The 21,143-nt window shown below is 46.3% G+C and carries 22 protein-coding genes and 1 pseudogene; 4 read left to right on the forward strand and 19 right to left on the reverse strand.

Annotation, left to right across the window (positions count from 1 at the left end; genetic code table 11):
• Positions 1-65 precede the first annotated feature (65 nt).
• Together rpmF and B2751_RS13635 are read right to left on the reverse strand one after the other, a co-directional pair.
• Positions 66-239, reverse strand: a complete 174-nt coding sequence (rpmF, locus tag B2751_RS13630; protein ID WP_012370841.1) for a 50S ribosomal protein L32 — start codon at positions 237-239, stop codon at positions 66-68.
• Between the two features lie 46 nt (positions 240-285).
• A complete protein-coding gene (locus B2751_RS13635) occupies positions 286-810 on the reverse strand; it encodes a YceD family protein (protein WP_023468813.1) in 525 nt (174 codons plus the stop codon).
• Between the two features lie 162 nt (positions 811-972).
• On the opposite strand from B2751_RS13635, the gene B2751_RS13640 reads away from it, so the two are divergent.
• The gene (locus tag B2751_RS13640) at positions 973-2,145 is read left to right on the forward strand and encodes a tRNA(Met) cytidine acetate ligase (RefSeq protein WP_422653610.1); all 1,173 of its coding nucleotides are present in this window, start codon (positions 973-975) and stop codon (positions 2,143-2,145) included.
• Between the two features lie 25 nt (positions 2,146-2,170).
• On the opposite strand, the pseudogene B2751_RS13645 reads toward B2751_RS13640, so the two are convergent.
• The 5 genes and pseudogenes from B2751_RS13645 to B2751_RS13665 all read right to left on the reverse strand — a co-directional run.
• Positions 2,171-3,091, reverse strand: a pseudogene (locus B2751_RS13645) (SepM family pheromone-processing serine protease); the annotation flags it as partial.
• A complete protein-coding gene (coaD, locus tag B2751_RS13650; protein WP_056062364.1) occupies positions 3,088-3,582 on the reverse strand; it encodes a pantetheine-phosphate adenylyltransferase in 495 nt (164 codons plus the stop codon). The gene coaD and the pseudogene B2751_RS13645, both read right to left, overlap by 4 nt.
• Positions 3,579-4,160: a 16S rRNA (guanine(966)-N(2))-methyltransferase RsmD gene (gene rsmD / locus B2751_RS13655; RefSeq protein WP_081780349.1), complete on the reverse strand. Its 582-nt coding sequence runs from the start codon at positions 4,158-4,160 to the stop codon at positions 3,579-3,581. The genes coaD and rsmD overlap by 4 nt, the downstream gene beginning before the upstream one ends.
• Before the next feature lie 46 nt (positions 4,161-4,206).
• Positions 4,207-4,464 (reverse strand): YlbG family protein, encoded by a 258-nt coding sequence (locus tag B2751_RS13660; RefSeq protein WP_035406768.1) that lies wholly within the window; start codon positions 4,462-4,464, stop codon positions 4,207-4,209.
• Positions 4,465-4,488: 24 nt separating this feature from the next.
• Complete coding sequence (locus tag B2751_RS13665) at positions 4,489-4,929, reverse strand: YlbF family regulator (protein ID WP_035406766.1); 441 nt, start codon at positions 4,927-4,929, stop codon at positions 4,489-4,491.
• Between the two features lie 101 nt (positions 4,930-5,030).
• Between B2751_RS13665 and B2751_RS13670 the strand changes: the two genes are divergently transcribed.
• Positions 5,031-5,798, forward strand: a complete 768-nt coding sequence (locus tag B2751_RS13670; protein WP_231496837.1) for an ATP-grasp domain-containing protein — start codon at positions 5,031-5,033, stop codon at positions 5,796-5,798.
• A gap of 110 nt (positions 5,799-5,908) precedes the next feature.
• Positions 5,909-6,259: a YugN family protein gene (locus B2751_RS13675; protein WP_035406760.1), complete on the forward strand. Its 351-nt coding sequence runs from the start codon at positions 5,909-5,911 to the stop codon at positions 6,257-6,259.
• Between the two features lie 143 nt (positions 6,260-6,402).
• Here B2751_RS13675 and B2751_RS13680 read toward each other — a convergent pair whose 3' ends face one another.
• From B2751_RS13680 to cyoE, 9 genes are all read right to left on the reverse strand, one after another.
• On the reverse strand, positions 6,403-6,660 hold the full coding sequence (locus B2751_RS13680) for a hypothetical protein (RefSeq protein WP_035406757.1): 258 nt from the start codon (positions 6,658-6,660) through the stop codon (positions 6,403-6,405).
• Positions 6,661-6,666: 6 nt separating this feature from the next.
• Positions 6,667-7,272, reverse strand: a complete 606-nt coding sequence (locus tag B2751_RS13685; protein WP_035406755.1) for an SCO family protein — start codon at positions 7,270-7,272, stop codon at positions 6,667-6,669.
• Positions 7,273-7,284: 12 nt separating this feature from the next.
• On the reverse strand, positions 7,285-7,746 hold the full coding sequence (locus B2751_RS13690; protein WP_290751586.1) for a DUF420 domain-containing protein: 462 nt from the start codon (positions 7,744-7,746) through the stop codon (positions 7,285-7,287).
• Between the two features lie 18 nt (positions 7,747-7,764).
• On the reverse strand, positions 7,765-8,670 hold the full coding sequence (gene ctaG, locus B2751_RS13695) for a cytochrome c oxidase assembly factor CtaG (RefSeq protein ID WP_035406749.1): 906 nt from the start codon (positions 8,668-8,670) through the stop codon (positions 7,765-7,767).
• Between the two features lie 131 nt (positions 8,671-8,801).
• Complete coding sequence (locus B2751_RS13700; protein ID WP_035406746.1) at positions 8,802-9,131, reverse strand: cytochrome C oxidase subunit IV family protein; 330 nt, start codon at positions 9,129-9,131, stop codon at positions 8,802-8,804.
• Position 9,132: 1 nt separating this feature from the next.
• On the reverse strand, positions 9,133-9,762 hold the full coding sequence (locus tag B2751_RS13705; RefSeq protein WP_035406743.1) for a cytochrome c oxidase subunit 3: 630 nt from the start codon (positions 9,760-9,762) through the stop codon (positions 9,133-9,135).
• Between the two features lies 1 nt (position 9,763).
• The gene (gene ctaD, locus B2751_RS13710) at positions 9,764-11,632 is read right to left on the reverse strand and encodes a cytochrome c oxidase subunit I (protein ID WP_052018991.1); all 1,869 of its coding nucleotides are present in this window, start codon (positions 11,630-11,632) and stop codon (positions 9,764-9,766) included.
• Between the two features lie 35 nt (positions 11,633-11,667).
• Complete coding sequence (gene coxB, locus B2751_RS13715; RefSeq protein ID WP_081780348.1) at positions 11,668-12,699, reverse strand: cytochrome c oxidase subunit II; 1,032 nt, start codon at positions 12,697-12,699, stop codon at positions 11,668-11,670.
• Between the two features lie 64 nt (positions 12,700-12,763).
• Complete coding sequence (gene cyoE / locus B2751_RS13720; protein WP_035406737.1) at positions 12,764-13,696, reverse strand: heme o synthase; 933 nt, start codon at positions 13,694-13,696, stop codon at positions 12,764-12,766.
• A gap of 324 nt (positions 13,697-14,020) precedes the next feature.
• Here cyoE and B2751_RS13725 point away from each other — a divergent pair, with 324 nt between their 5' ends.
• Positions 14,021-14,914: a COX15/CtaA family protein gene (locus tag B2751_RS13725; protein WP_052018990.1), complete on the forward strand. Its 894-nt coding sequence runs from the start codon at positions 14,021-14,023 to the stop codon at positions 14,912-14,914.
• Between the two features lie 48 nt (positions 14,915-14,962).
• Here the strand turns inward: B2751_RS13725 and B2751_RS13730 are convergent, their stop codons facing one another.
• The 3 genes from B2751_RS13730 to B2751_RS13740 form a co-directional block, all read right to left on the reverse strand.
• Positions 14,963-16,318 (reverse strand): cryptochrome/photolyase family protein, encoded by a 1,356-nt coding sequence (locus tag B2751_RS13730; protein ID WP_290775306.1) that lies wholly within the window; start codon positions 16,316-16,318, stop codon positions 14,963-14,965.
• 75 nt (positions 16,319-16,393) lie between these two features.
• Positions 16,394-19,828 (reverse strand): pyruvate carboxylase, encoded by a 3,435-nt coding sequence (locus tag B2751_RS13735; RefSeq protein ID WP_056062369.1) that lies wholly within the window; start codon positions 19,826-19,828, stop codon positions 16,394-16,396.
• Positions 19,821-21,092 (reverse strand): FtsW/RodA/SpoVE family cell cycle protein, encoded by a 1,272-nt coding sequence (locus B2751_RS13740; RefSeq protein WP_035406728.1) that lies wholly within the window; start codon positions 21,090-21,092, stop codon positions 19,821-19,823. Before B2751_RS13740 ends, B2751_RS13735 begins: the two co-directional genes overlap by 8 nt.
• Between the last annotated feature and the right edge of the window lie 51 nt (positions 21,093-21,143).

Raw genomic sequence — 21,143 nt, forward strand, 5'->3', positions numbered from 1 at the left:
ATGAAAAAAGCGACCCCAAAACCGATTTCTCGATTCGAAGGTCGCTTTTATACCGATCAATCAGCTTACTTGCTGACGATTTCTTTACCTTTGTACGAGCCACATGCTTTACAAACACGGTGTGAAAGTTTCATTTCACCACAGTTTGGGCACTCGACCATACCTGGTACACGGAGTTTGAAATGAGTACGGCGAAGACGTTTGCGTGTTTTCGACGTTCTGCGGAATGGTACTGCCATCGTTGTCCACCTCCTTGAAAAAATACACTCGCCTTTACTTCAGAAATCAGGAATCCTGATCTTTTTTAAAGAACTGAGCGAGACCCGCGAGTCGCGGATCGATTTTTGGTTCGGTTTCCTCTGGATCCTCTTCAGAAAGAATCGTCCAGCCTTCCCCCTCAACCAACTGATTCTCTTCATCATCCCCATGCACTTGCACTGGCACATGAAGTAAAATCAATTCTTGCACGAGCGGTCGAAGATCGACCGTATTCCCGATCGGCACGTTGATGTCATCTGCTTCGTTCGAAACAGCATCAACCTCGAGCAGGAATGGCTCGATGGATTCAATCTCGAATGGATAAGCGACGTCATTTAGCGTCCGGGCATCCGGAAGCGTCATTTCGCCGGTAATCCGGAGATTGAATATTAATTGATTCGATGTAAACGATGCATTTGCACGAACGTGCACAGGTTGCACCGCCCGGATATCCGGATGGAGGGCGACTAGCTCATTGAGCTCGATCGTCTCGTTAACCTGAAGTTGACCCAGATTGCGCAATTTATTCAATTGCATCAGGGACCATTTCATCCGAATCACCTCAATTGCAACAATATGAATTATAGAGAGGACATCTTGTTTTGTCAATGTTTTTTCTTTACACTGAAATCGCTAGAGAACGAACACTTTTGGACGTCTTTATCCATATTACCGCACTTAATTCGGTTTGCAAAGGAGAAAGTTTTCATGAGGATGACAGCTATCATTTCAGAGTACAATCCGTTTCATAATGGACACTATTATCAAGCGACGACAGCACGACGGGAAACGGATGCCGACGTCATCGTCGCCATCATGAGCGGGACGTTCATGCAACGTGGTGAGCCCGCTTTTACAGACAAATGGACACGTGCTCAAGCAGCAGTCGCAAGTGGTGCCGTTGATCTCGTTCTTGAACTCCCCTTTTATTTTGCCGTCCAACGCGCAGATCGGTTTGCGCTCGGTGGGGTGACGATCGCTGAGACGATTGGTTGTGAGTCACTTTCGTTCGGAAGCGAATGTGGAGACATCCATCCCTTTTTGCATGCGGCATCGGAACAAATTGAAGAGACTCTTGCATATAAGCAAGCGTTACGTGACGGATTAACAGCTGGTCTTTCTTCTGCTCACGCTGCTAGTCAAGCGTTCAAGAGTGTCTCACAGACGCTTGATTTGACACAACCGAACAATACACTTGGTTATTATTATGCTCGCGCCGCGAAGACCGTTTCGCTTCATACGACAAAACGAATTGGAAGTGGCTATCATGACCTATCAACCGGAGCTATCATGAGCGCCACTGCGATACGCGCCCATTACCAGACGCACGGTCAGCTGCTCGCACTTCCCGAACAGACGGAGGACGTCCTTACAAACGCTTCTTTCGCTCATTTTTCGCATTATTATCCATGGATTCGACAACGCCTATTGACGACTCCCGTATCTGAGTTGATACGAATCGCCGGAATTGATGCTTCACTAGCTCCTCGTCTCATCGAAGGTGCCAAACAAGCAGAGACGTTCGATTTCTTTTTAAATCACGTCAAAACACGTCGTTATACGCGTACAAGCCTGCAGCGTGCCATTGTCTATCTGTTGACTTCAACGACAACGGAAGAGGTCGCACGGATTGATTATGATCATGTTGATTTCGTTCGCCCCCTCGCTTTTTCAGAACAAGGACGACTGGCACTTAAGAGTATCAAAACGCGTGTCCCTGTTTTAAGTACGTTCACGAGCCATCCTTGGCTAACAAAAGAAAGCCAAGTGACAGCTGCATACGCACTGCCCTTGGCTCGCTACGACGCGTTGCTCGAACACCGTCGTTTTCCTTATTTCGCTNNGGAAGTTCTTCCAAATAATCAATCGCATCTTCAACTGTCTTGATCGGAACGAGCTTCATGTTCGTTCCGAGTTTTTTAATGGATGGTTTTGCTTCTTTGTAGTTCTCTCCTGCTGGTACGAACATGATTTCTGCTTCTGCCTCGTCAGCAGCGACTACCTTTTGCCACGCACCACCGATCGGTCCAACTTTACCGCCTTCTTCAATCGTTCCTGTACCGGCAATCTTATGTCCTTTCGCCAAATCACCCGGCGTCAATTGATCATAGATTTCAAGCGTGAACATCATTCCTGCAGAAGGACCACCGACATCCTCGATCTGAAACTTAATAGCGGGGTCTGTCGTTACGTTTGAGATCGGTAATGGTTCATAAATACCAAGTCCGACACGTTTGACTTCTTTCGACAACTGATCCACTCGAATCGTCGTCTTCTTGACTTCTGATTTACGCGTGAACTGAATTGGAACGGCTGTTTTTGCTTTTTTCGATTGAATCGTCTTCATGAAGCCATCAAATGACGTAATCGATTTCCCATCGACGCCCGTGATCCGGTCTCCAGCTTTCAGTTTCCCTTCGGCTGGACCACCTGGAATGACACCGGACACATAGACCCCTTTAAAGTCGATATCGACCTTTTTATCAGCTAATTCATAGGCCTCGATCGTCGCATTATGTTGTGCTTCTTCCATGTATAGTTTCTGACGTGTTTCATACTGTGCATCTGACTCTCCGTCGTACAAATAATCACTTACGCTCGACGTTTCGGAAAACGGTAGGAAGAGGCTTTCTACGAGGAAGTAAGGGGTTGCTCGACGTTGGGCGATCGTCAGCATCATCAAATCGCCTGGCTCCTTGTCACCCCCAGACACATCAATCAAATCTTCAGTCGATGTCGCATCACCTGGATAGGAGATAAAATACGGAAGTGGCACGAAAAACACGAGCAAGGCAGCAATGACCGCTGCTAAGGCGGGTTTCCAAGCTTTCATCGCAGTTCTCCTCTCGTATATCTCTGACGTAGCGCCTCTTCGACGGAAGATGGCACGAGATCAACGACGGAAGCACCGTATTTGGCCGCTTCCTTGACGATCGAAGAACTTAAGAAGGAATACTGGTTATTCGTCATCATGAACAGTGTCTCGATTTGATCGTTCATCTTTTTGTTGATGGATGCGACCTGCATTTCATACTCAAAGTCCGAGACCGCCCGTAGACCACGGACGATCGCGGTTGCGCCGACTTCCGCTGCGTAATCGACGAGCAAACCATTGAAGGAATCGACCTTGATATGTGGTAGATGCGACGTCACATCTGCAATCAACTCCATCCGTTCCTCAACAGAAAAGAGCGGTTGCTTCGAAGAATTGTTCAATACGGCAACGATGATCTCATCAAAAATCGGAACAGCCCGTTCAATGATGTCTAAATGTCCGTTCGTGATTGGATCAAAGCTCCCTGGGCAAATGGCGATTCGTTTCATACGTGGTCTTCCTCCGCTTCCATAAATTCATATAACGTGATTGAGATGACAGCGGAATAACGAAGTCGACGAACGACCTCTAGCCGTCCGATCCGGTCCGGTAATACAACAGCAGAGTCATGTTCACACACGATGACACCATTGTCTGTCAGCATGTCGTGTTGCTCTATGTACGTGACGTGTTCCGTCAATCGTTCTTTTGCATAGGGAGGGTCTAAATAAATTAATTTAAATGGCTTTTCGGAGGCTAGTTCCGTCAAGGCGATCGTAACGTCTTTTTTCAACACACGTGCTTGATCCGTATAGTGCGTCGTCTGCAAGTTATCTTGAATGGTCTGAATGGCTTTATGGTGTTGGTCGACGAATACCGCCTCATCGCATCCTCTCGAAAGAGACTCGATGCCAAGACCACCACTACCCGCAAACAGATCAAGCGCTCGTCCTCCATTGAAATAGGGACCGATGACGTTGAACAACGATTCTTTTACTTTATCCGTCGTCGGTCGTGTCTGATCCCCTGGTACTGCTTTTAGCCGCGTTCCTTTCCGTTCCCCTGAAATGACTCGCATTTCCTTCATTCCTTTCAACAAAGAAGCGACGAGGATGTCCTCATCGCTCCTTGGATTATGCTTCTTCTTGCATTTTACCTTTTTTATTCGCGAACGTCTCCGTGATGAACGGTCGTTCTGAACGTTTGATCGATTCGACGAACGGAAGAGTCGAAATGACTTCCATCACCTGTTCATGCTGATCTAAATCGACATACAGATGCACGTATCGTTCACGTTTAGACGTAAAGTAGACGTTCCCGTAACGGCGTAATTGACGGGATGCTTTCATCGCATTGACATAGACGATGAGTCCCACTCGTTCCTTGATCACGCCAGCCTACCCCCTTCATCTTCATTATCCGCTACAACTGCAACTTCCACCGGTCGAACAGCCTCCGGCACATCCTTGGTCAAAGAATGGATTCCCCGTTGGTACTTTGATTTGCGGTGATACTTCACCAGCGAGTTTCAGACTAATTTGTCCAAGTAGCGTCTCGAGTTGTTTTTCTGCTTTTTTAAACTGCGCGACTTCCTCTTGTAGATCAAGTCGACGTTTGACTTCATGGACCTTTTTTGTGATCGTCTGATAGTCCGGATGGTACCGTCCAAATCGTTGCACGAGTTCGTAATCTTCTTTGACTTGATGAAAGTCTCGAATGACGGACTGTGCCTCCACTGACTCTTGCTGTGCTTGTTTCGCACATCTATATGCTTGCCCCGTTTCACTTTGAGCGAGAGATCGAATGAGGTCTTCCGCTGCGTTGATGAGGTCAATCGTCTTATCGGTATATATCACAACGAATCTCCTCCTTAACTTTACCATCTTATCATAACATTTCTCTCCCTCCTAGCCCGTTGAATTGTGTATAATTTGTTCAGAAGGAAGGAATGAACTTTATGCAACTGCTCTCTTTTAATATGTTCCGGACGATTGGAATCAAGACGGAACATGCCAAATCAGATTATCACTTTGATTCCTTGAAAAAGATTGAACAGGCGGACGTCGTCTTGTTCCCGGAATACTGGCAAATCCACTCGATCATCTATGGAATGAAGAAGCCGATTTTTCCATCTGCCGCTACGTTCCACCTAGGTCATGACAAAATCGAGATGACTCGGATTTTTCAGACCGTCATTCCGGACAATATCCCTCGGACAGGCATCTACGGGAAAAATGAGTTCACGGTCGATCGAGTCTTACGTGAATTTTCGTTTCCGTTCGTCGCTAAGACAGTCCGTAGCTCGATGGGGCAAGGTGTTCATCTCATCAAAAATGAAGCGGACTGGAAGAAATACACGGATACACACGAGACGTTCTACATCCAAGAGTACATTCCGAACGAAAAGGATTTACGTGTCGTCGTTGTCGGTGATCAAGTCCTCGCGGCATATTGGCGAGTCGGTGGTGCACAGTTCTTAAATAACGTCGCTCAAGGTGGCGTCCTTGATTTCGATGATGTGCCTCAAGGTGCAATTGATTTCGTGCTCGCGCTTGCGAAACAGCTTGATATCGATCACGCTGGTTTTGATCTTATCATCCGCGACGGACAATGGTACGTTCTCGAGTTCAACGTCTTCTTTGGTGGTGAAGGACTCAATCATCTCGGTATTCATGCACCAGATACGATCCTTGAGTACGTTGAACGAAAATACGGAAGTTCATGAATTCTTCAAAATGACTTCACAACTTTTACGTCATCGTTTCATTCATTATGGTATGATAGTTTGGAAAGACTAGTATCTACTAGCAAACTGGGGTATAGGGGGATTCAAACATGAAGTTTGAACAATATGGCATCGAAGGCAAGGAACTGAAGTTCGGTCTTCTTGAAACAATTATGGATCATCACCGTTTCGTTCGCGAAGGACAATGGGATTACGAACGTGCGATGTACGACATGAAATACGAAAAACAATCAACAGGCGAAGTATTCTATCTCCGTGTTCCAGTCTATGCGATCCAAGGTGAGATCGAAGACCGTCACGCTGTCGTCCGTATGATGACACCACTTCTAGGGAAACATTACTATCCACACGGCGTCGAGTATGATGAGACGTTCCCACCGGAAATCGTCAAGGACTGCGAACGTCGTTTAGCAGCACTGCTTGAAACACTTGAAAAATAAGCTACACGTAGAGGTTCCAATCGGGACCTCTATTTTTTTCGGTCTTTTTTCCAATAAAAAAGCCGATGACTTCGTACTACTTATGAAGTCATCGGCTCATTACCTATCTGTATAGTGATTGCGCAGCGTTCGTGTGTTTTATCTTAGCGCGTGACGAATTGTACGTAAGATACGACGTCATCGCCGAGTTGAATCTTAAGTTGTTGACGTACATGTTGATAGAGCGCATGCAGTGACGTCGCTGAGACATCCACTTTTACACTAAAAGCAATCTCTTCCCAGTCCATCCGTTTAATCCGATAGTGTCGAACCCCGTAATCTTCGATCGTACAAGCGAGTAACTCCTCGATTGCTTGAACAGAGACGATCACATCTCCTTGCATGTAATCTTCATAAGTCATCTTCCTTCACTCCTTTGCTAGTTGTGTGACTGAAGACATGACTTCTTCCAAGTCGACTGGTTCGTCCGGTGTCTTCGCCATCGAAGAGATCGCCCGAACTTTGTTCTCACGGTCTAAAATAAACATTTGCGTCCCGTGTGTCACTAAGCCGCTTTCTGCTTTTGAATAATAGAAGTTCAACTGACGTGTCAGACGATCGATGACGACTGGGTCTCCTGTCAGTACTCTCCATCCTTCAGCATCTGCTTCGAAGTTGGAAGCATACGTTTTTAAGACTTTCGGTGTATCGACTTTCGGATCGACTGTCACTGCAACGAGCTCGACGTCACTTCCATATAGCTCTTCGCTACGAAGCTTTTTCTCTAGTTTCCGATAATCATTTAGCGTCAACGGACAAATATCAGGACAGTTCGAATAGAAGAATGTCAATACCTTGACCTTTCCATCTTCCGAGTTAAACGACTTACCGTTCACGGCGTTCGTTAATTCAAACGGTGTCGGCTCAGCGATAACAGGCAATTTTTCTTTCATGAAGAAATAATAATATCCCCCGGCTGCCGCAACTAAGATGAGGACAACGGCAGCAACCGTCAAGTAACTATTTTTTTTCAAGTTGGCTCCCCCTTAATGACTCCAGATCGCCCGGAATACGTTCGTCGTCTCACCAGGATCGTAGACGACATATAATAGACAATAGACGATGACGCCGGTGATTGCCGTCAAAAACCAAATGATCGAAGCAACTGGTCCGATTTTACGATGACGCGCAAAGTTCTTCTTATAGGCATGATAGAGCGCCATCAATCCAAGCACCCCACCGGATGTCGCAAGTAGGATGTGGAAAATCAAGAATCCTGTGTAATATGGCTTGACGGATGCAGGACCACCAAAAGCGGTATTACCAAGTAGAATCGTCCGTAAGGCGTACATAATGAAAAACAGTAAAGCGAGTGCAGCAGCGATTGTCATCACGGTTTGGTGAGCTTTCATGTTGCGACGTGTCTGAGCAATCAAGAACCAGCCAATCGCTACGAAAATCGCACTGATGACAATCAGCGATACACAAATCAACGGCAAATAACTCATGTTCCAACTTCCTCCAATTTAATCCGCTTTTGGTGTGAAGGACATGCCTTCATCCACGGCAGTACTTTTCGAACGGCGTACCCATGTAAAGAAGGTCAATCCGAAGAATAGACCGTATACGAGTTCTTGACCGAGCTTCATCAGGACACCACCGAAGCGTTGATCCTCTAGTAAGTCATCAGTCGTTCCAAGCAATCGTTCCAGATTCAACCCGCTCAAATCATTGTTCGGCATACAGTAAGCGAGTACTTTCGCGAACGTCGCTGGATCCTGGTACGCTTGATACTGGAAACTTTGACTAAAGATCATGAACGCACAAGCAGGTGTCAATAAGACACCGTTCGCGACGATATAGACCATCTTCTTCAGGTCAGACAAACTATCGTTTTCGTTGACGGGTGCAATGATCGGATACCACATCGTCATGCTCAAGAAAATAAGTGTTCCATGGAACAGACGGTGAACGGTATAGTTCGTCAGGACATAATCAAAAATAAATGGCATATGATAAAACGTAAACAAGGCATTAAAGACGACGAGTGCAATCAACGGCTTGACGAAGAAACGAAGAATCTTCCCAAGATACGGTATATTGAACAAGCGCTTATAAAGCCACTCTGGTAGTGCAATCAACAAGAGCGGCGGTGCGACCATATAGACGAATACCATCTGCAACATATGTGCAGAGAAGGTGATATGCGCTAGCAGGTCTAACGGACTTCCAAAACCGATGTAAAAAACGACCAATGCCGCGAGCATCGAAAATTTTTGTCCGAGCGTTGTTTCCGGCTCGTCCGGACGACGCAGCTTTTCTGTCACGACAGCATATAGGATATACAATCCAACGAGTATCAACGCATAATACGGACTCCATAAGACAGTCCATTCGAATTGCGAAAGTGCTCCCCTTAAATTGCCTAACATATTTCTTCACCCCGTTCCTTTCTCTTACAAACTAAGATTACCGTTCCCCTATTTCATTGTAAAGGTTTCTCATAAAACGATTCCAAAATAAAAGACCATCCTGCTAAACGTTAGCAGAATGGTCACATTTCTTACCAGATTAACAGACGGAGCGTTGCGACGATCGTCAAGGCGACGAATATACCAAGACCCATCATAACTTTGATCCATGTGTTGCCTTTATTGTTCATGTGCATGAACATATAAAGCTGGAGATAAACTTGAACGATTGCCATGATGATCAAGAATCCACCAGCTGCCCAGTGAGGCATGAGATCTGCCATGACTGCACCGAAAGCGATGAGCGTCAAGAAAATCATGAGTGCGAAACTGATGAGTTGCAGTTGAGTCTCACGACCACGTTCTGCTTTCATTTCGAGTTCGACTTGATTGCGTGTTAATTGCGGTTCGTGTTTTTCCATCTTATTTCACCATCCCCATGAGGTAGACGACTGAGAAGATAAAGACCCAGACGACGTCAATGAAGTGCCAGTAAAGACTTGAAACATAATACTTCGGCGCGTTCACGACTGTAATGCCACGATTCCAGTTCCGGATCAACAATGTCGAGATCCAAAGAAGACCAAATAAGACGTGTCCACCGTGGAACCCAACGAGTGTATAGAAGGCAGAACCAAATGCACTCGACGTAAACGTATGACCGATGTGGTAGTAGTGATTGAACTCATAGATCTCACCACTTAAGAATCCAAGACCGAGAAGCAATGTGATGATGAGCCAAAGCTTCATCTTTTTCACATCGTTACGTTTCATTGCCATCATTGCAAGAACGCTTGTCAACGAACTTGTCAAGAGGAGCATCGTCATGATGAAGACGAGACCCATTTCGAAGATGTCATAACTGCGTAGACCTTCTTTAGCACCGGAGTTATGAAGTCCGATGTATGTTCCGAAGAGAGAGGCGAACAAAGTCGTCTCTCCTCCAAGGAAGAACCAGAAGGCTACATATTTATTCTTACCCTCAAGTGTTGCTTTTTCAACATGATCCGGAATACCCGTGATCGGGTTGTTTGGTACTGAATGATGACCCATCTTACTTCGCCTCCTTTTCTGCTTCAAGGCGTAGATCTTCTTCGACGACTGATTTCGGGATGTAGTATCCTTCATCGTCGATCCAAGAACGGAAGAACATCGCGATGAATGTCATCGCAAGACCGATCAAGGCAATGACCAGACCGACAGTACCGTAATCTAGGCGAAGAATGAATCCAAGACCTGCAAGGAACAGACCGACTGACATAACGAACGGCAAGATCGAGTTGTTCGGCATGTGGATATCACCGACTTCTTCCGAAACAGAGACTGTTTTGTTACCTGCCATTTTTTCGAGCCAGTACGTATCTAAACCTTTGACGAGTGGAATTTGTGCGAAGTTGTATTCTGGAGTTGGAACAGGAAGTGTCCACTCAAGCGTACGTCCATCGCCCCATACGTCGCGTTTTACATATTCTTTTGACATCAATGCGGCAACGATCGAGATGACGAGAATGATCGTCGACACACCCATGAAGGCTGCACCGATTGAAGAAAGTAAGTTCATTGTTTCCCAGCCTTGGTTTGGCAAGTACGTGAAGACACGACGTGGCATACCTGTAAGACCAAGAATATGTTGTGGGAAGAATGTCAAATGGAAGCCGATGAAGAACAACCAGAATTGAATTTTACCCCAGAACTCGTTGAGTTGTTTCCCGAACATGAGTGGGAACCAGTAGTAAAGACCTGCGAAGAGACCAAAGACGACCCCACCAACGATAACGTAGTGGAAGTGGGCAACGACGAAATAACTGTCGTGGTACTGATAATCGGCAGGTGCTACTGAAAGCATGACCCCTGTCATACCACCAACAAGGAATGATGGAATGAAGGCGACCGAATAAAGCATCGCGACTGGGAACGTCAACTTCCCTCCCCATAGCGTAAAGAGCCAGTTGAAGATCTTGACCCCTGTCGGTACAGCGATCGCCATCGTCGCTACTGCGAAGATCGCGTTCGCAACCGGACCGAGACCGACTGTGAACATGTGGTGAACCCATACCATGAATCCGAGGAAACCGATCAACATCGTCGCAAAGACCATCGTCGTGTATCCGAAGAGACGTTTACGAGCAAACGTAGGGATGATTTCAGAGAAGATACCGAATGCCGGTAAAATCAAGATGTAAACTTCCGGGTGACCGAAGATCCAGAAGAGGTGTTCCCAGATGACGATGTTCCCGCCCGCTGCCGGGTCAAAGAAATGCGCTCCGAAGAGTCGCTCGAACGTCAAGAGGAACAATCCAACCGTAAGTGGTGGGAATGCGAAAACGATCAAGGCAGAAGCAACGAATGCTGTCCATGTGAAGAGCGGCATCCGCATCAGTTTCATACCTGGTGCACGCATGTTCAAAATCGTAACGAGGAAGTTGATCCCCCCCATGAGTGTACCGAAACCAGAAATCTGTAACCCGAGTGAGTAGAAGTCAACACCAAGCGACTCTGGTACTGTCGAGAGTGGTGCGTAAGCTGTCCACCCTGCGTTTGGCGCAGCGCCGAAGAACCATGAAAGGTTCAGTAAGACTCCACCAAAGAAGAACAACCAAAAACCAAGTGCATTTAAGAATGGGAACGCAACATCGCGTGCTCCGATTTGAAGCGGTACTGCTGCGTTCATGTAACCGATCAACATCGGCATCGCTGCCAAGAAGATCATCGTCGTACCGTGCATCGTGATCAATTGGTTAAAAAGTTCACCGCTGACGAAATCGTTCATCGGTTTAATCAATTGAAAACGAATCATTAGGGCTTCTACGCCACCAACTAGAAGGAAGAACAATCCAGAGATGATGTAGAGAATCCCGATTTTCTTATGGTCGACTGTCGTTAGCCAGTCCATGATGCCGCTTTTTTTCTGCGGCATACCCATAGTATGTGTCCCCACTATGATTCCCCCTTAAAAAATTATTGGAGCTTTTTGTCCAATAGATAATCTGCCAATTCGCTCAATTCTTCATCGCTGATCTTATCTTCAGAGAATCCAGGCATTTTTGTACCTTGTTTCTCTTTTTGTGGATCGCGAATCCATTTTTCGAGGTTTTCTTTATCATGCTTGAGGTAACCCGCGATACGCTGACGATCACCGAAGTTCGTCAAGCTAGGTGCGACTTTCCCGCCGCCATGACAGCTGAGACAGTTCTGGGCGTAGACTTGCTCACCAGTCGTCCAGTTCTTTTCATTCTTTTTATCAAGCTGTTTTGTTTCTGCTTCTTTTGCAGATTTCATGTCTTTCAACCATTTGTCGTAGTCATCCTGCTCCATCGCAACGACTTTAAAGTCCATCAATGCGTGAGAAGGACCACACAACTCGGCACATTTACCGTAGTACGTGCCTGCTTCTTTTGCTTGTAACCACATTTCGTTATCAAGACCTGGGTTTGTATCTGTCTTACCAGAAAGAGCCGGTACCCAGAATGAGTGAATGACGTCTTTAGACGTCAAGTTAACCGCAACACGTTTACCGACTGGGATGACAAGTTCTTGTCCTGTCGAAACACCTTTGTCTGGATATTCGAATTCCCACCAGTAAAGGTTCGCTGTAACGTTGATTTGTTCGTTTTTCTTCGCTTCTTTTGCATCCGCAAGTTCAACCGTTGTTTTGATCGTCGGAATTGCAAGAACGATCAAGAGAAGGATCGGAATAACTGTCCAGATGATTTCAAGCGTGTGGTTCCCTTCGACTTGCTTCGGAACCGTGTTATCACCTGATTTACGACGGAATTTCATAAGTACGTAAATATAAATGACGGCTACGATCGCAAGGACAAACAACATGACCCACAAGCTAAGCTTGATGATCTCAAGTTGCATTTCAGCGCCTTCTCCGCGAGGCTGTAGCGCAGACAATTCCGGAATTCCACAACCTGATAACATGAGTGCCATCAAGCCGATTGGAAGAAGCCGGAAGAGCATTTTTACTGATTTTTTCACAACCATCCCCACTTTCTTTGTCCCCAATTTTGTCTTTCGTAATGGTGTACGTGAATTATGTCAAATCGTTTTAGAAAGAAACGAGTACGACCGTCACGATCCAAGCCGTGAAATAAAACAGTGAGAAGAAGAACATCTTCGACGCCCATTTGATTTCGGCTTGTTCATCTTGGATCTTCAGACCTTTCAGTCCCATATAGAGCCAATATCCACCGAGCAATGCCATGACGATCATGTAGATGATGCCATAGTGTGCTAAGAGGAGTGATGATGGAATAAGTACTGCAATCCACCATACAATTTGTCGTTTCGTGATCGCGAATCCGTTTACGACAGGTAACATCGGGATACCTGCTGCCCGATACTCCTCTGTCCGTCGCATCGCGAGTGCGAGGAAATGTGGTGGTTGCCACACGAACATGATGAGGAATAAAATCCACGCATCAATGTGAAGCGTCGGAGTGACTGCCGCAAATCCAATGATTGGTGGCACAGCTCCTGATATACCACCTACGACTGTATTGATCGTGTGTGTTCGCTTTAACCACATCGTATAAATCACGACGTAAACGAATGATCCGATCAATCCGAACACTGCCGCCACATGGTTGACGATCAACAACAATACCGTACCGGTCGCAAGAATCCCGAGTCCTAGCGCGAGTATTCGCTGTCCATCCATCTTCCCAGTAACGCTTGGTCTTCCCATCGTCCGTTCCATCTTATAATCGATGTCCCGGTCAATGTAGTTATTGAGGTAGCAACTTCCGGCAATGACTAATCCACTCCCGAGAAGCGTCCACAGTAACATCCACTTGGTTTGCCATAGATACAATAGGACATCATCCGTTATGTACGATGCCGCTACGACATACCCTGCGAAGACCGTAATCAGATTGGCACGGACGATCCCCATTTTTGCTAGGGTGATATAGTCCTTGAATGTGGGCTGATCCGCCTGCTCGATTGCCATATCCAGTGCCTCTCCAGTAACTTTCGCCATGCTGTTCCCTCCTTTTCACCATCTGCTTCCGTGTAGCACCTAGGCTTCACGTAATTTCTTCACAGAAATAACACAGACATGCCACGAAACGTCCTTTTCTCTATAAAAGATACCACATATTTAGGACCGTGACGTATGAAAATACTTTCGACATAATGAACAAAATGTGAAATCTATGTGATTTTCATCACAGTTCACCATATTTACCTAATACTAGAATAGCGTTGTTCTAAAAGATTGCAAGCGTTTCGAGACTTTTTATGCGATACTAGTCCTATGGAAATCCATGTATTTCGTATTTTTTAGAAAGGTGGTGTCCAAATCTTGAATCGAAAGCTTTCGATGTTTTCAGCCTTCGTCACGTTTACGATGATGATCGTCTTGCTGATGGGTGGGACAGTCACAAAAACGGACTCGGGAGATGGCTGCGGAACAGATTGGCCACTCTGTCATGGGGAACTCATCCCGACAAACCCAAGTGTTGAAACGATGATTGAATATAGTCACCGCGCTGTGACCGGAGTCGTTGGACTCCTAATCATCGCCTTATGTCTCTGGACGCTCGTTGCCTTTAAGGATCGATTAGATACGAAGATTTTTGCATTTCTTGCCTTCATCTTCATGTTGATTCAATCCATCGTCGGAGCAGGAGCTGTCGTTTGGCAACAATCAGATCTCGTCATGGCGTTACATTTTGGTATCTCCTTGATTTCCTTTGCTGCCTTATTGATTTTAACGATATTGATCATGGAGCGTCCTGGTCAGGAATTCAGGGAATCTGTCCCAGCATTCTTGCGGAAGCTCTTGTACGGTCTGCTCGTCTACACGCTGATCGTCGTCTATACTGGTGCTTACGTTCGCCATGTTGGCGCTACATATGCGTGTGTGGGTTGGCCCGTTTGTTCCCAACCGTCGATGACGTTCGAAGCCTGGGTCCAAATGATTCACCGAATCATGGCTGGGCTATTATTCCTCTATACGTTGTTCGTTCATATTACAGCCATTCGCTTAAAACACCGGACGACGACAATCGGCATGGCATTCGCGACGTTCTTCATCTCGTGTCAAGTTGCTACAGGTGCTTGGATCGTTCTCGGTGGACATGCAACATATGTACCGTTACTGCACGCCTTCTTGATTACGTGTTATTTCGGTGTCTTATCCTACTTGACGTATCATGCATTCCGAACACGTAAAGCAAATAGCCGTCTTCAATAAGGTCGTAAAAAAAAGGATGTTCCTCCGCTGAGGAATATCCTTTTTTCATTATTTGAATCGAGCGATTGCACGCTTTCGCGCTTCATCATGTGCAACGATTGGTTCTGGGTATCCAGAGTCTTCTCGTTGTTGCTGCGTCGGTTCATGAATATATTGCTTCGACAGATCTTTGATTTCCGTGACATACTGCCGAATGAACTCTCCGTCCTTATCGAACTTCTTTGATTGTGTCGTCGGATTGAAGACTCGGAAGTACGGTACGGCATCCGTCCCGACCGATGCCGCCCATTGCCAACCACCGATGTTCGAAGCCGCTTCATAATCGACGAGTTTCTGTTGGAAATAACGTTCCCCTTTTTGCCAATCGATCAATAGATCTTTTGTCAGGAACGACGCGACGATCATCCGCAGACGATTATGCATCCAACCGGTTTGGTTCAATTGACGCATCGCTGCATCGACGATCGGATAGCCGGTTTTCCCTTCACACCAAGCCTTGAATCCGTCCTCGTTTTCTTCCCACTCGATTTCTCGGTACTGGGTGTTGACCGCTTGTCGTTTCGATTCCGGGAAGTGCATTAAAATCATGTAATAGAACTCACGCCAGATGAGTTCGGTGATGAACGTCTGCTTCCCTTTCGACTCTTTTGCATCTTGAATAGCTGCATAGACCGTTCGAATCCCGATCTCACCGGTCCGTAGATAACGTGAGAGTAAACTCGTACCGTCCATCGCTGGAAGATCACGATTCTCTTCGTAGTTTTCAAGCGATTGCTCGATGAATTTCTTTAAGCGTTGTTTCGCTTGCTTCTCACCCGGATGAAATGCCGCATCAGACTGTGCCTTTTTAAAATAGGCATCAATGAAACTATTAGTGTGCTGGCGCTTATGATAATGATCCCGTAGCGTTTGCCACTTCACATCATAGGGTGTTGGAATTTCTTTTTTCATGAACGCATTCTTATACGGCGTGAATACTTTATAGAACTTTCCATCCTGCTTTTTAATGTCATGTGGATGGAGCAGATGCCGGTCTAACAAGCGCTCCGTTTGTCGTTCCTTACGTTTTTTGATGATTCCCTCATCCCGCGCCTTGAATGGTTCGACATATTCCGCGTTGAATAACAGAACGTCCGCATCAATGGTTGCATCTAAGAAAGCTTGTTCATCGCCTTCGATGAAGCGAATCGGCATCTCTTTTTCTTTACAATCATCTGAAAACAATTCGAGCGCTTGAAAGAAATATTGTTGCCGCGCTTCATATTCTCCAATGTAATCTGGATTGAGCCAAAAGACGAACTCGACTGTCGCTTTTGGATTTTCCTTCAGTAATTCAATCGCACGTGCCAACATGTGGTTGTCTTGTAATCGAAAATCGCTTCGAATCCAACAAATAATGTTCAACCGTATCCTCTCCCATTACATATTGAATGAAAAACAGGCAGCCCGCCGAGCGTGCGCCTGTTTTTCATTGTGACCTTATACGAATTCAATCAATAAGTCTTGACTCGCAATAGCTTCGCCTTCTTTAACATGGACGGCTTTGATCTCACCGTCTTCTGGTGCTTGGATCGTCGTTTCCATCTTCATCGCTTCCGTAACGAGAAGTTGTTCTCCTTTACGGACACGAGTGCCTGTCTCAACGAGTACCTTCAGCACACTACCCGGCATCGACGCACCGATCTGTTTTGCGTTACTTCGATCTGCTTTTGGACGGCTTGATGAACTTTCCTTAATACTGATGTCCTTGACTTCGACTTCACGAGGAACACCATTCATCTCATAATAGATTGTCCGCATCCCGTGATCGTCTGGCTGACCGATTTGAATCAACTTGAGATATAGTGTCTTCCCTCGTTCAATTTCGACCTCGATCGTTTCGCCTAGGCGCATACCGTGGAAGAATGTATTCGTATCAAGAACAGAGATATCGCCATATCGCGCGACATACGAACTGTAGTCCATGAAGACTTTTGGATAGAGCGCGTAAGCGAGAGCATCAAATTCAGTGACTGGTCGTTCAAGTTTCTCAAACAACTCATTTTTTATTGCATCAAAGTTGAGTGGTTGCATCATCTTACCAGGACGTTCCGTCAACGGAGCAGCTCCCTTCAAGATGGCACGTTGTACTTCTTGCGGGAAACCGTCCGGCGGAGTTCCGAGTTCGCCCTTCATCAGTTCAACGACTGAATCCGGGAAATCAAGTCCACTTGCTCGGTGCAGTACGTCTTCTTCCGTCAGATGATGTTGGACCATGAAGAGTGCCATGTCTCCAACGACTTTCGACGACGGTGTGACTTTAACGATATCGCCAAACAACATGTTGACACGCGCATACATTTCTTTGACTTCAGACCAACGATCCGCAAGCCCGACCGCTTTTGCTTGTTGCTGTAAGTTCGAATATTGCCCACCCGGCATCTCATGATCGTAGACGGTTGGATTTGGTGCGATCATATCAAGTTCGAATGCTTGATACAAATGACGCACGTCCTGCCAATAGTCCGAAATCTGTTCGAACTTCTGTGCTGAGACGAGTGGTTGACGTGGATGACCACTTAGGGCATGAATCAAGCTACCACCCGCTGGCTGACTCGTCAGTCCTGACATACTTGATGCCGCGACGTCAACGACGTCGACCCCGGCATCGATCGCACGCGCATACGTATAAATCCCGTTTCCACTCGCATCATGGGTGTGAAGATGGATTGGTAACGATACTGCATCTTTAAGTGCCGATACAAGCGCATAGGCTGCTTCCGGTTTCAAGAGACCCGCCATATCCTTGATGGCAATGATGTGAGCACCGCTCTCTTCCAGTTGTTTCGCCAGATTGACGTAATACGGCAGATGATATTTCGGACGATTCGCATCGAACAGATCCCCTGTGTAACAGACAGCTGCTTCCGCGATTTTACCTGTTGGCAAGACCGCATCGATGGCGAGTTGAATTGATTCCGGGTTGTTCAAGCTGTCGAAAATCCGGAAGACATCGACTCCCGCTTGCGCCGCTTCCTTGACGAAGGTATGGATGACATTGTCTGGATAGTTCTTGTAACCAACGCCGTTCGCACCGCGAAGTAACATCTGAATCAGGACGTTCGGCATCTTTTCACGCAATTTCATCAGACGAACCCATGGATCCTCTGATAAGAATCGATACGCGACATCAAACGTTGCCCCTCCCCATGCCTCGACTGAGAACAATTCAGGAAGCAGTTTCGCTTCCGCCTCTGCGATCGCAACGAGATCCTTCGTCCGCATTCGTGTCGCAAGTAACGATTGATGAGCGTCACGGAATGTCGTATCCGTTAACAAAACGTTGTCTTGTGCTTTCAACCATTTCGCGACAGCTTCCGGTCCTTCTGCATCAAGGATCGCTTTTGCGCCTGGCGTGTAGTCTGCCGGAAGATTTTTTGGAATTCGGACGTCACGCGCAAGTGGCTTGTCCAGTTTTCCGATTCCCGGGAATCCATTGACGGAAACCTCTCCGATGTACGTCAACAGCTTCGTTCCCCGGTCTTGACGTTTTGGGAAGATGAATAATTCTTGTGTATCATCGATAAACGATGTATTGTAATCGCCGCTGACGAACGCGTGGTGTTTCAAGACATTGCTCAAGAATGGGATGTTCGTCTTAATACCACGAATCCGGAATTCACTTAAGTTTCGACGCATTTTCGCGACCGCTTGGTCATACGTCAAACCGTGCGTCGAGATTTTAACGAGCAACGAGTCATAATACGGTGAAATTTCTGCTCCGACATAGGCATTCCCACCATCGAGACGTACACCAAAGCCGCCTGGTGAACGATACGCTTTAATCTTACCTGTATCCGGCAAGAAGCCGTTTTCTGGGTCCTCTGAAGTAATTCGGCTCTGGATCGCAAAACCAAGCATCTTAATCTCTTCTTGTTGTGGAATGCCGACAAGGTCGCTATGTAACGATTCGCCTTCAGCAACACGGATTTGAGTCTGAACGATGTCAACGCCTGTGATCATCTCCGTAATCGTATGCTCGACTTGTACACGTGGGTTGACTTCGATGAAATAGAACGATTCATCTTGTGTGACGAGAAATTCGACCGTACCCGCATTTTCGTATCCGACATGTTTCATCAACGTGACAGCCGCGTCACAGATCTTTTTACGCCCTTCTTCTGAAAGCGTGACACATGGCGCCACTTCGACGACTTTTTGGTGACGTCGTTGTACGGAACAGTCTCGTTCAAACAAATGAATGATGTTTCCATGTGCATCCCCGATGATTTGGACTTCAATATGTTTTGGTCGTTCGATTAATTTTTCAACGTAAATTTCATCCGAACCGAATGCTTTTAAAGCTTCAGATTTCGCTCGTTCAATCATGTCTGGAAGCTCTTCTTCTGTCCGGACGACACGCATACCACGTCCACCACCACCAAGCGATGCTTTGACCATGAGTGGATAGCCTGCTTCTTTTGCGAACGCATACGCTTCATCAATTGATGAGATCGGACCATCTGTTCCTGGAATGACAGGAAGACCCGCTTCAATTGCAGTCGTCCGTGCCCGTACCTTATCTCCGAACTTATACAGGTGATCTTCTTGCGGCCCGATGAAGATGATTCCTTCTTCGCGGCAACGTTTGGCTAGCTCAATATTCTCAGAGAGGAATCCATAACCAGGATGGATCGCATCACATTCGGCTTTTTTCGCTGTTGCGATGATATCTTCAATGTCGAGGTAGGCTTCGATCGGTTTTTTTCCTTCTCCGATCCGGTACGCTTCATCGGCTTTATAACGATGAAGAGAACCCATGTCCTCTCGTGAATAAATAGCAACGGTACGAATACCGAGTTCTGTCGCTGCACGGAAAACGCGAATCGCGATCTCCCCGCGGTTTGCTACGAGAATCTTCTGGATTTTAGTCAACTGATGCTCCCCCTTTAGTTAATGAGCTCGTGGCACTCATCGAACGTGCAGTTTGCACTTCTTTATGATAAGCCACCCGATATTTGTTTTGCATAGAAATGTTTGCCATTACACCAAGCATCGTACTCATGACGAGTAACGATGACCCACCGTAACTGATGAATGGCAAGGTGACACCTGTACCTGGAAACAGACCAGACATGGCTGCAATATTGATACATGTCTGGATGAAAATAATACCGGAAATCCCAAGTGCGAGCATGCTCGAATAAAGTGAGACACACCGGTTAGCGATGATCGCCCCTTGAATCATCAGGTAAAACAATAGACCGAGTACGACAAGGACCCCGATGAAGCCGAGTTCTTCCGAGATGATCGACATGATGTAGTCGGTTTCAGGCTCTGGCAGATAACCATACTTTTGAAAACTATTCCCAAGACCCACTCCGAACAATCCCCCATGGGCAATCGATATGACGGAGTTGATGAGCTGATATCCCTTACCTTCTGCGTCAAGAAAGGGATTCAAACTCGCTTGAATCCGTTGCATCTGATTATCCGAAAAATTGTTCCATGCGTACAAGAAGATGATCGGAACGGTAACGACACATAACATGATGTAACCACTCGGTAATCCTACTGCAAATAAAATCATCGCCGTGATGAGTAACAGAATGAATAATCCGCCGTCATCCGGTTGCATACGAATGATGATCGCGTAAGGTGCAAGTAACACAAGCATTGGAATCAAGATCCAGTCCGAGAAACTAAGTAAAATCCGTTTTCCGGGGGACGTCGCTGGAATTTGACGATGGATGAAGTGATGGACAATCCCAATCACGCCATCCATCTTTCCTTTGTGCTTTTGATCAAAATAACTGGCAAGCCCGACGACGAGCACGAATTTACAAAGCTCGATTGGTTGAATTAAGAAGATACCGAAGTTCAACCAGGCGCGAGCTCCGTTTAGGGGAGCCGAAAATAGTGTTGCCATCAGCATCAACCATGTAATCGCGTACAAGAGTAAACGAATGACTGGTCCACGAAATACTTCATGATTCACTTGCGAAACTAAAAGGAACAGCACGATGGCCATCGCATCGAACATCAACTGCTTCTCAAAGAAGGACGTATTCGCATAATCGCCACCGTTCCAAACGCTGGCACTATAGACCATGACTGTACTGATCGCCATGAGGATGAGCATCGTAAAGAAGAGACCGTAGTCAAAAAATGCTCGTTTTTCTTTAAACTTCGCTAACATATGTACACGTCCTTTTTTTCGTTTTCTAAAAAAAAATACCCAAACGCCGCA

The organism is Exiguobacterium sp. UBA6282, assembly GCF_002440475.1.
GTDB lineage: Bacteria > Bacillota > Bacilli > Exiguobacteriales > Exiguobacteriaceae > Exiguobacterium_A.

What these genes read in the sequence shown, in the direction of transcription:
- B2751_RS13675 (WP_035406760.1), top strand. Translation starts at nt 5,909, where the DNA reads ATGAAGTTTGAACAATATGGCATCGAAGGCAAGGAACTGAAGTTCGGT.
- rpmF (WP_012370841.1), bottom strand. Translation starts at nt 239, where the DNA reads ATGGCAGTACCATTCCGCAGAACGTCGAAAACACGCAAACGTCTTCGC.
- B2751_RS13705 (WP_035406743.1), bottom strand. Translation starts at nt 9,762, where the DNA reads ATGGGTCATCATTCAGTACCAAACAACCCGATCACGGGTATTCCGGAT.
- coaD (WP_056062364.1), bottom strand. Translation starts at nt 3,582, where the DNA reads ATGAAACGAATCGCCATTTGCCCAGGGAGCTTTGATCCAATCACGAAC.
- B2751_RS13635 (WP_023468813.1), bottom strand. Translation starts at nt 810, where the DNA reads ATGAAATGGTCCCTGATGCAATTGAATAAATTGCGCAATCTGGGTCAA.
- B2751_RS13690 (WP_290751586.1), bottom strand. Translation starts at nt 7,746, where the DNA reads ATGAGTTATTTGCCGTTGATTTGTGTATCGCTGATTGTCATCAGTGCG.
- B2751_RS13740 (WP_035406728.1), bottom strand. Translation starts at nt 21,092, where the DNA reads ATGTTAGCGAAGTTTAAAGAAAAACGAGCATTTTTTGACTACGGTCTC.
- B2751_RS13700 (WP_035406746.1), bottom strand. Translation starts at nt 9,131, where the DNA reads ATGGAAAAACACGAACCGCAATTAACACGCAATCAAGTCGAACTCGAA.
- ctaD (WP_052018991.1), bottom strand. Translation starts at nt 11,632, where the DNA reads ATGGGTATGCCGCAGAAAAAAAGCGGCATCATGGACTGGCTAACGACA.
- B2751_RS13680 (WP_035406757.1), bottom strand. Translation starts at nt 6,660, where the DNA reads ATGACTTATGAAGATTACATGCAAGGAGATGTGATCGTCTCTGTTCAA.
- ctaG (WP_035406749.1), bottom strand. Translation starts at nt 8,670, where the DNA reads ATGTTAGGCAATTTAAGGGGAGCACTTTCGCAATTCGAATGGACTGTC.
- rsmD (WP_081780349.1), bottom strand. Translation starts at nt 4,160, where the DNA reads ATGAAGGAAATGCGAGTCATTTCAGGGGAACGGAAAGGAACGCGGCTA.
- cyoE (WP_035406737.1), bottom strand. Translation starts at nt 13,696, where the DNA reads ATGGCGAAAGTTACTGGAGAGGCACTGGATATGGCAATCGAGCAGGCG.
- coxB (WP_081780348.1), bottom strand. Translation starts at nt 12,699, where the DNA reads ATGGTTGTGAAAAAATCAGTAAAAATGCTCTTCCGGCTTCTTCCAATC.
- B2751_RS13670 (WP_231496837.1), top strand. Translation starts at nt 5,031, where the DNA reads ATGCAACTGCTCTCTTTTAATATGTTCCGGACGATTGGAATCAAGACG.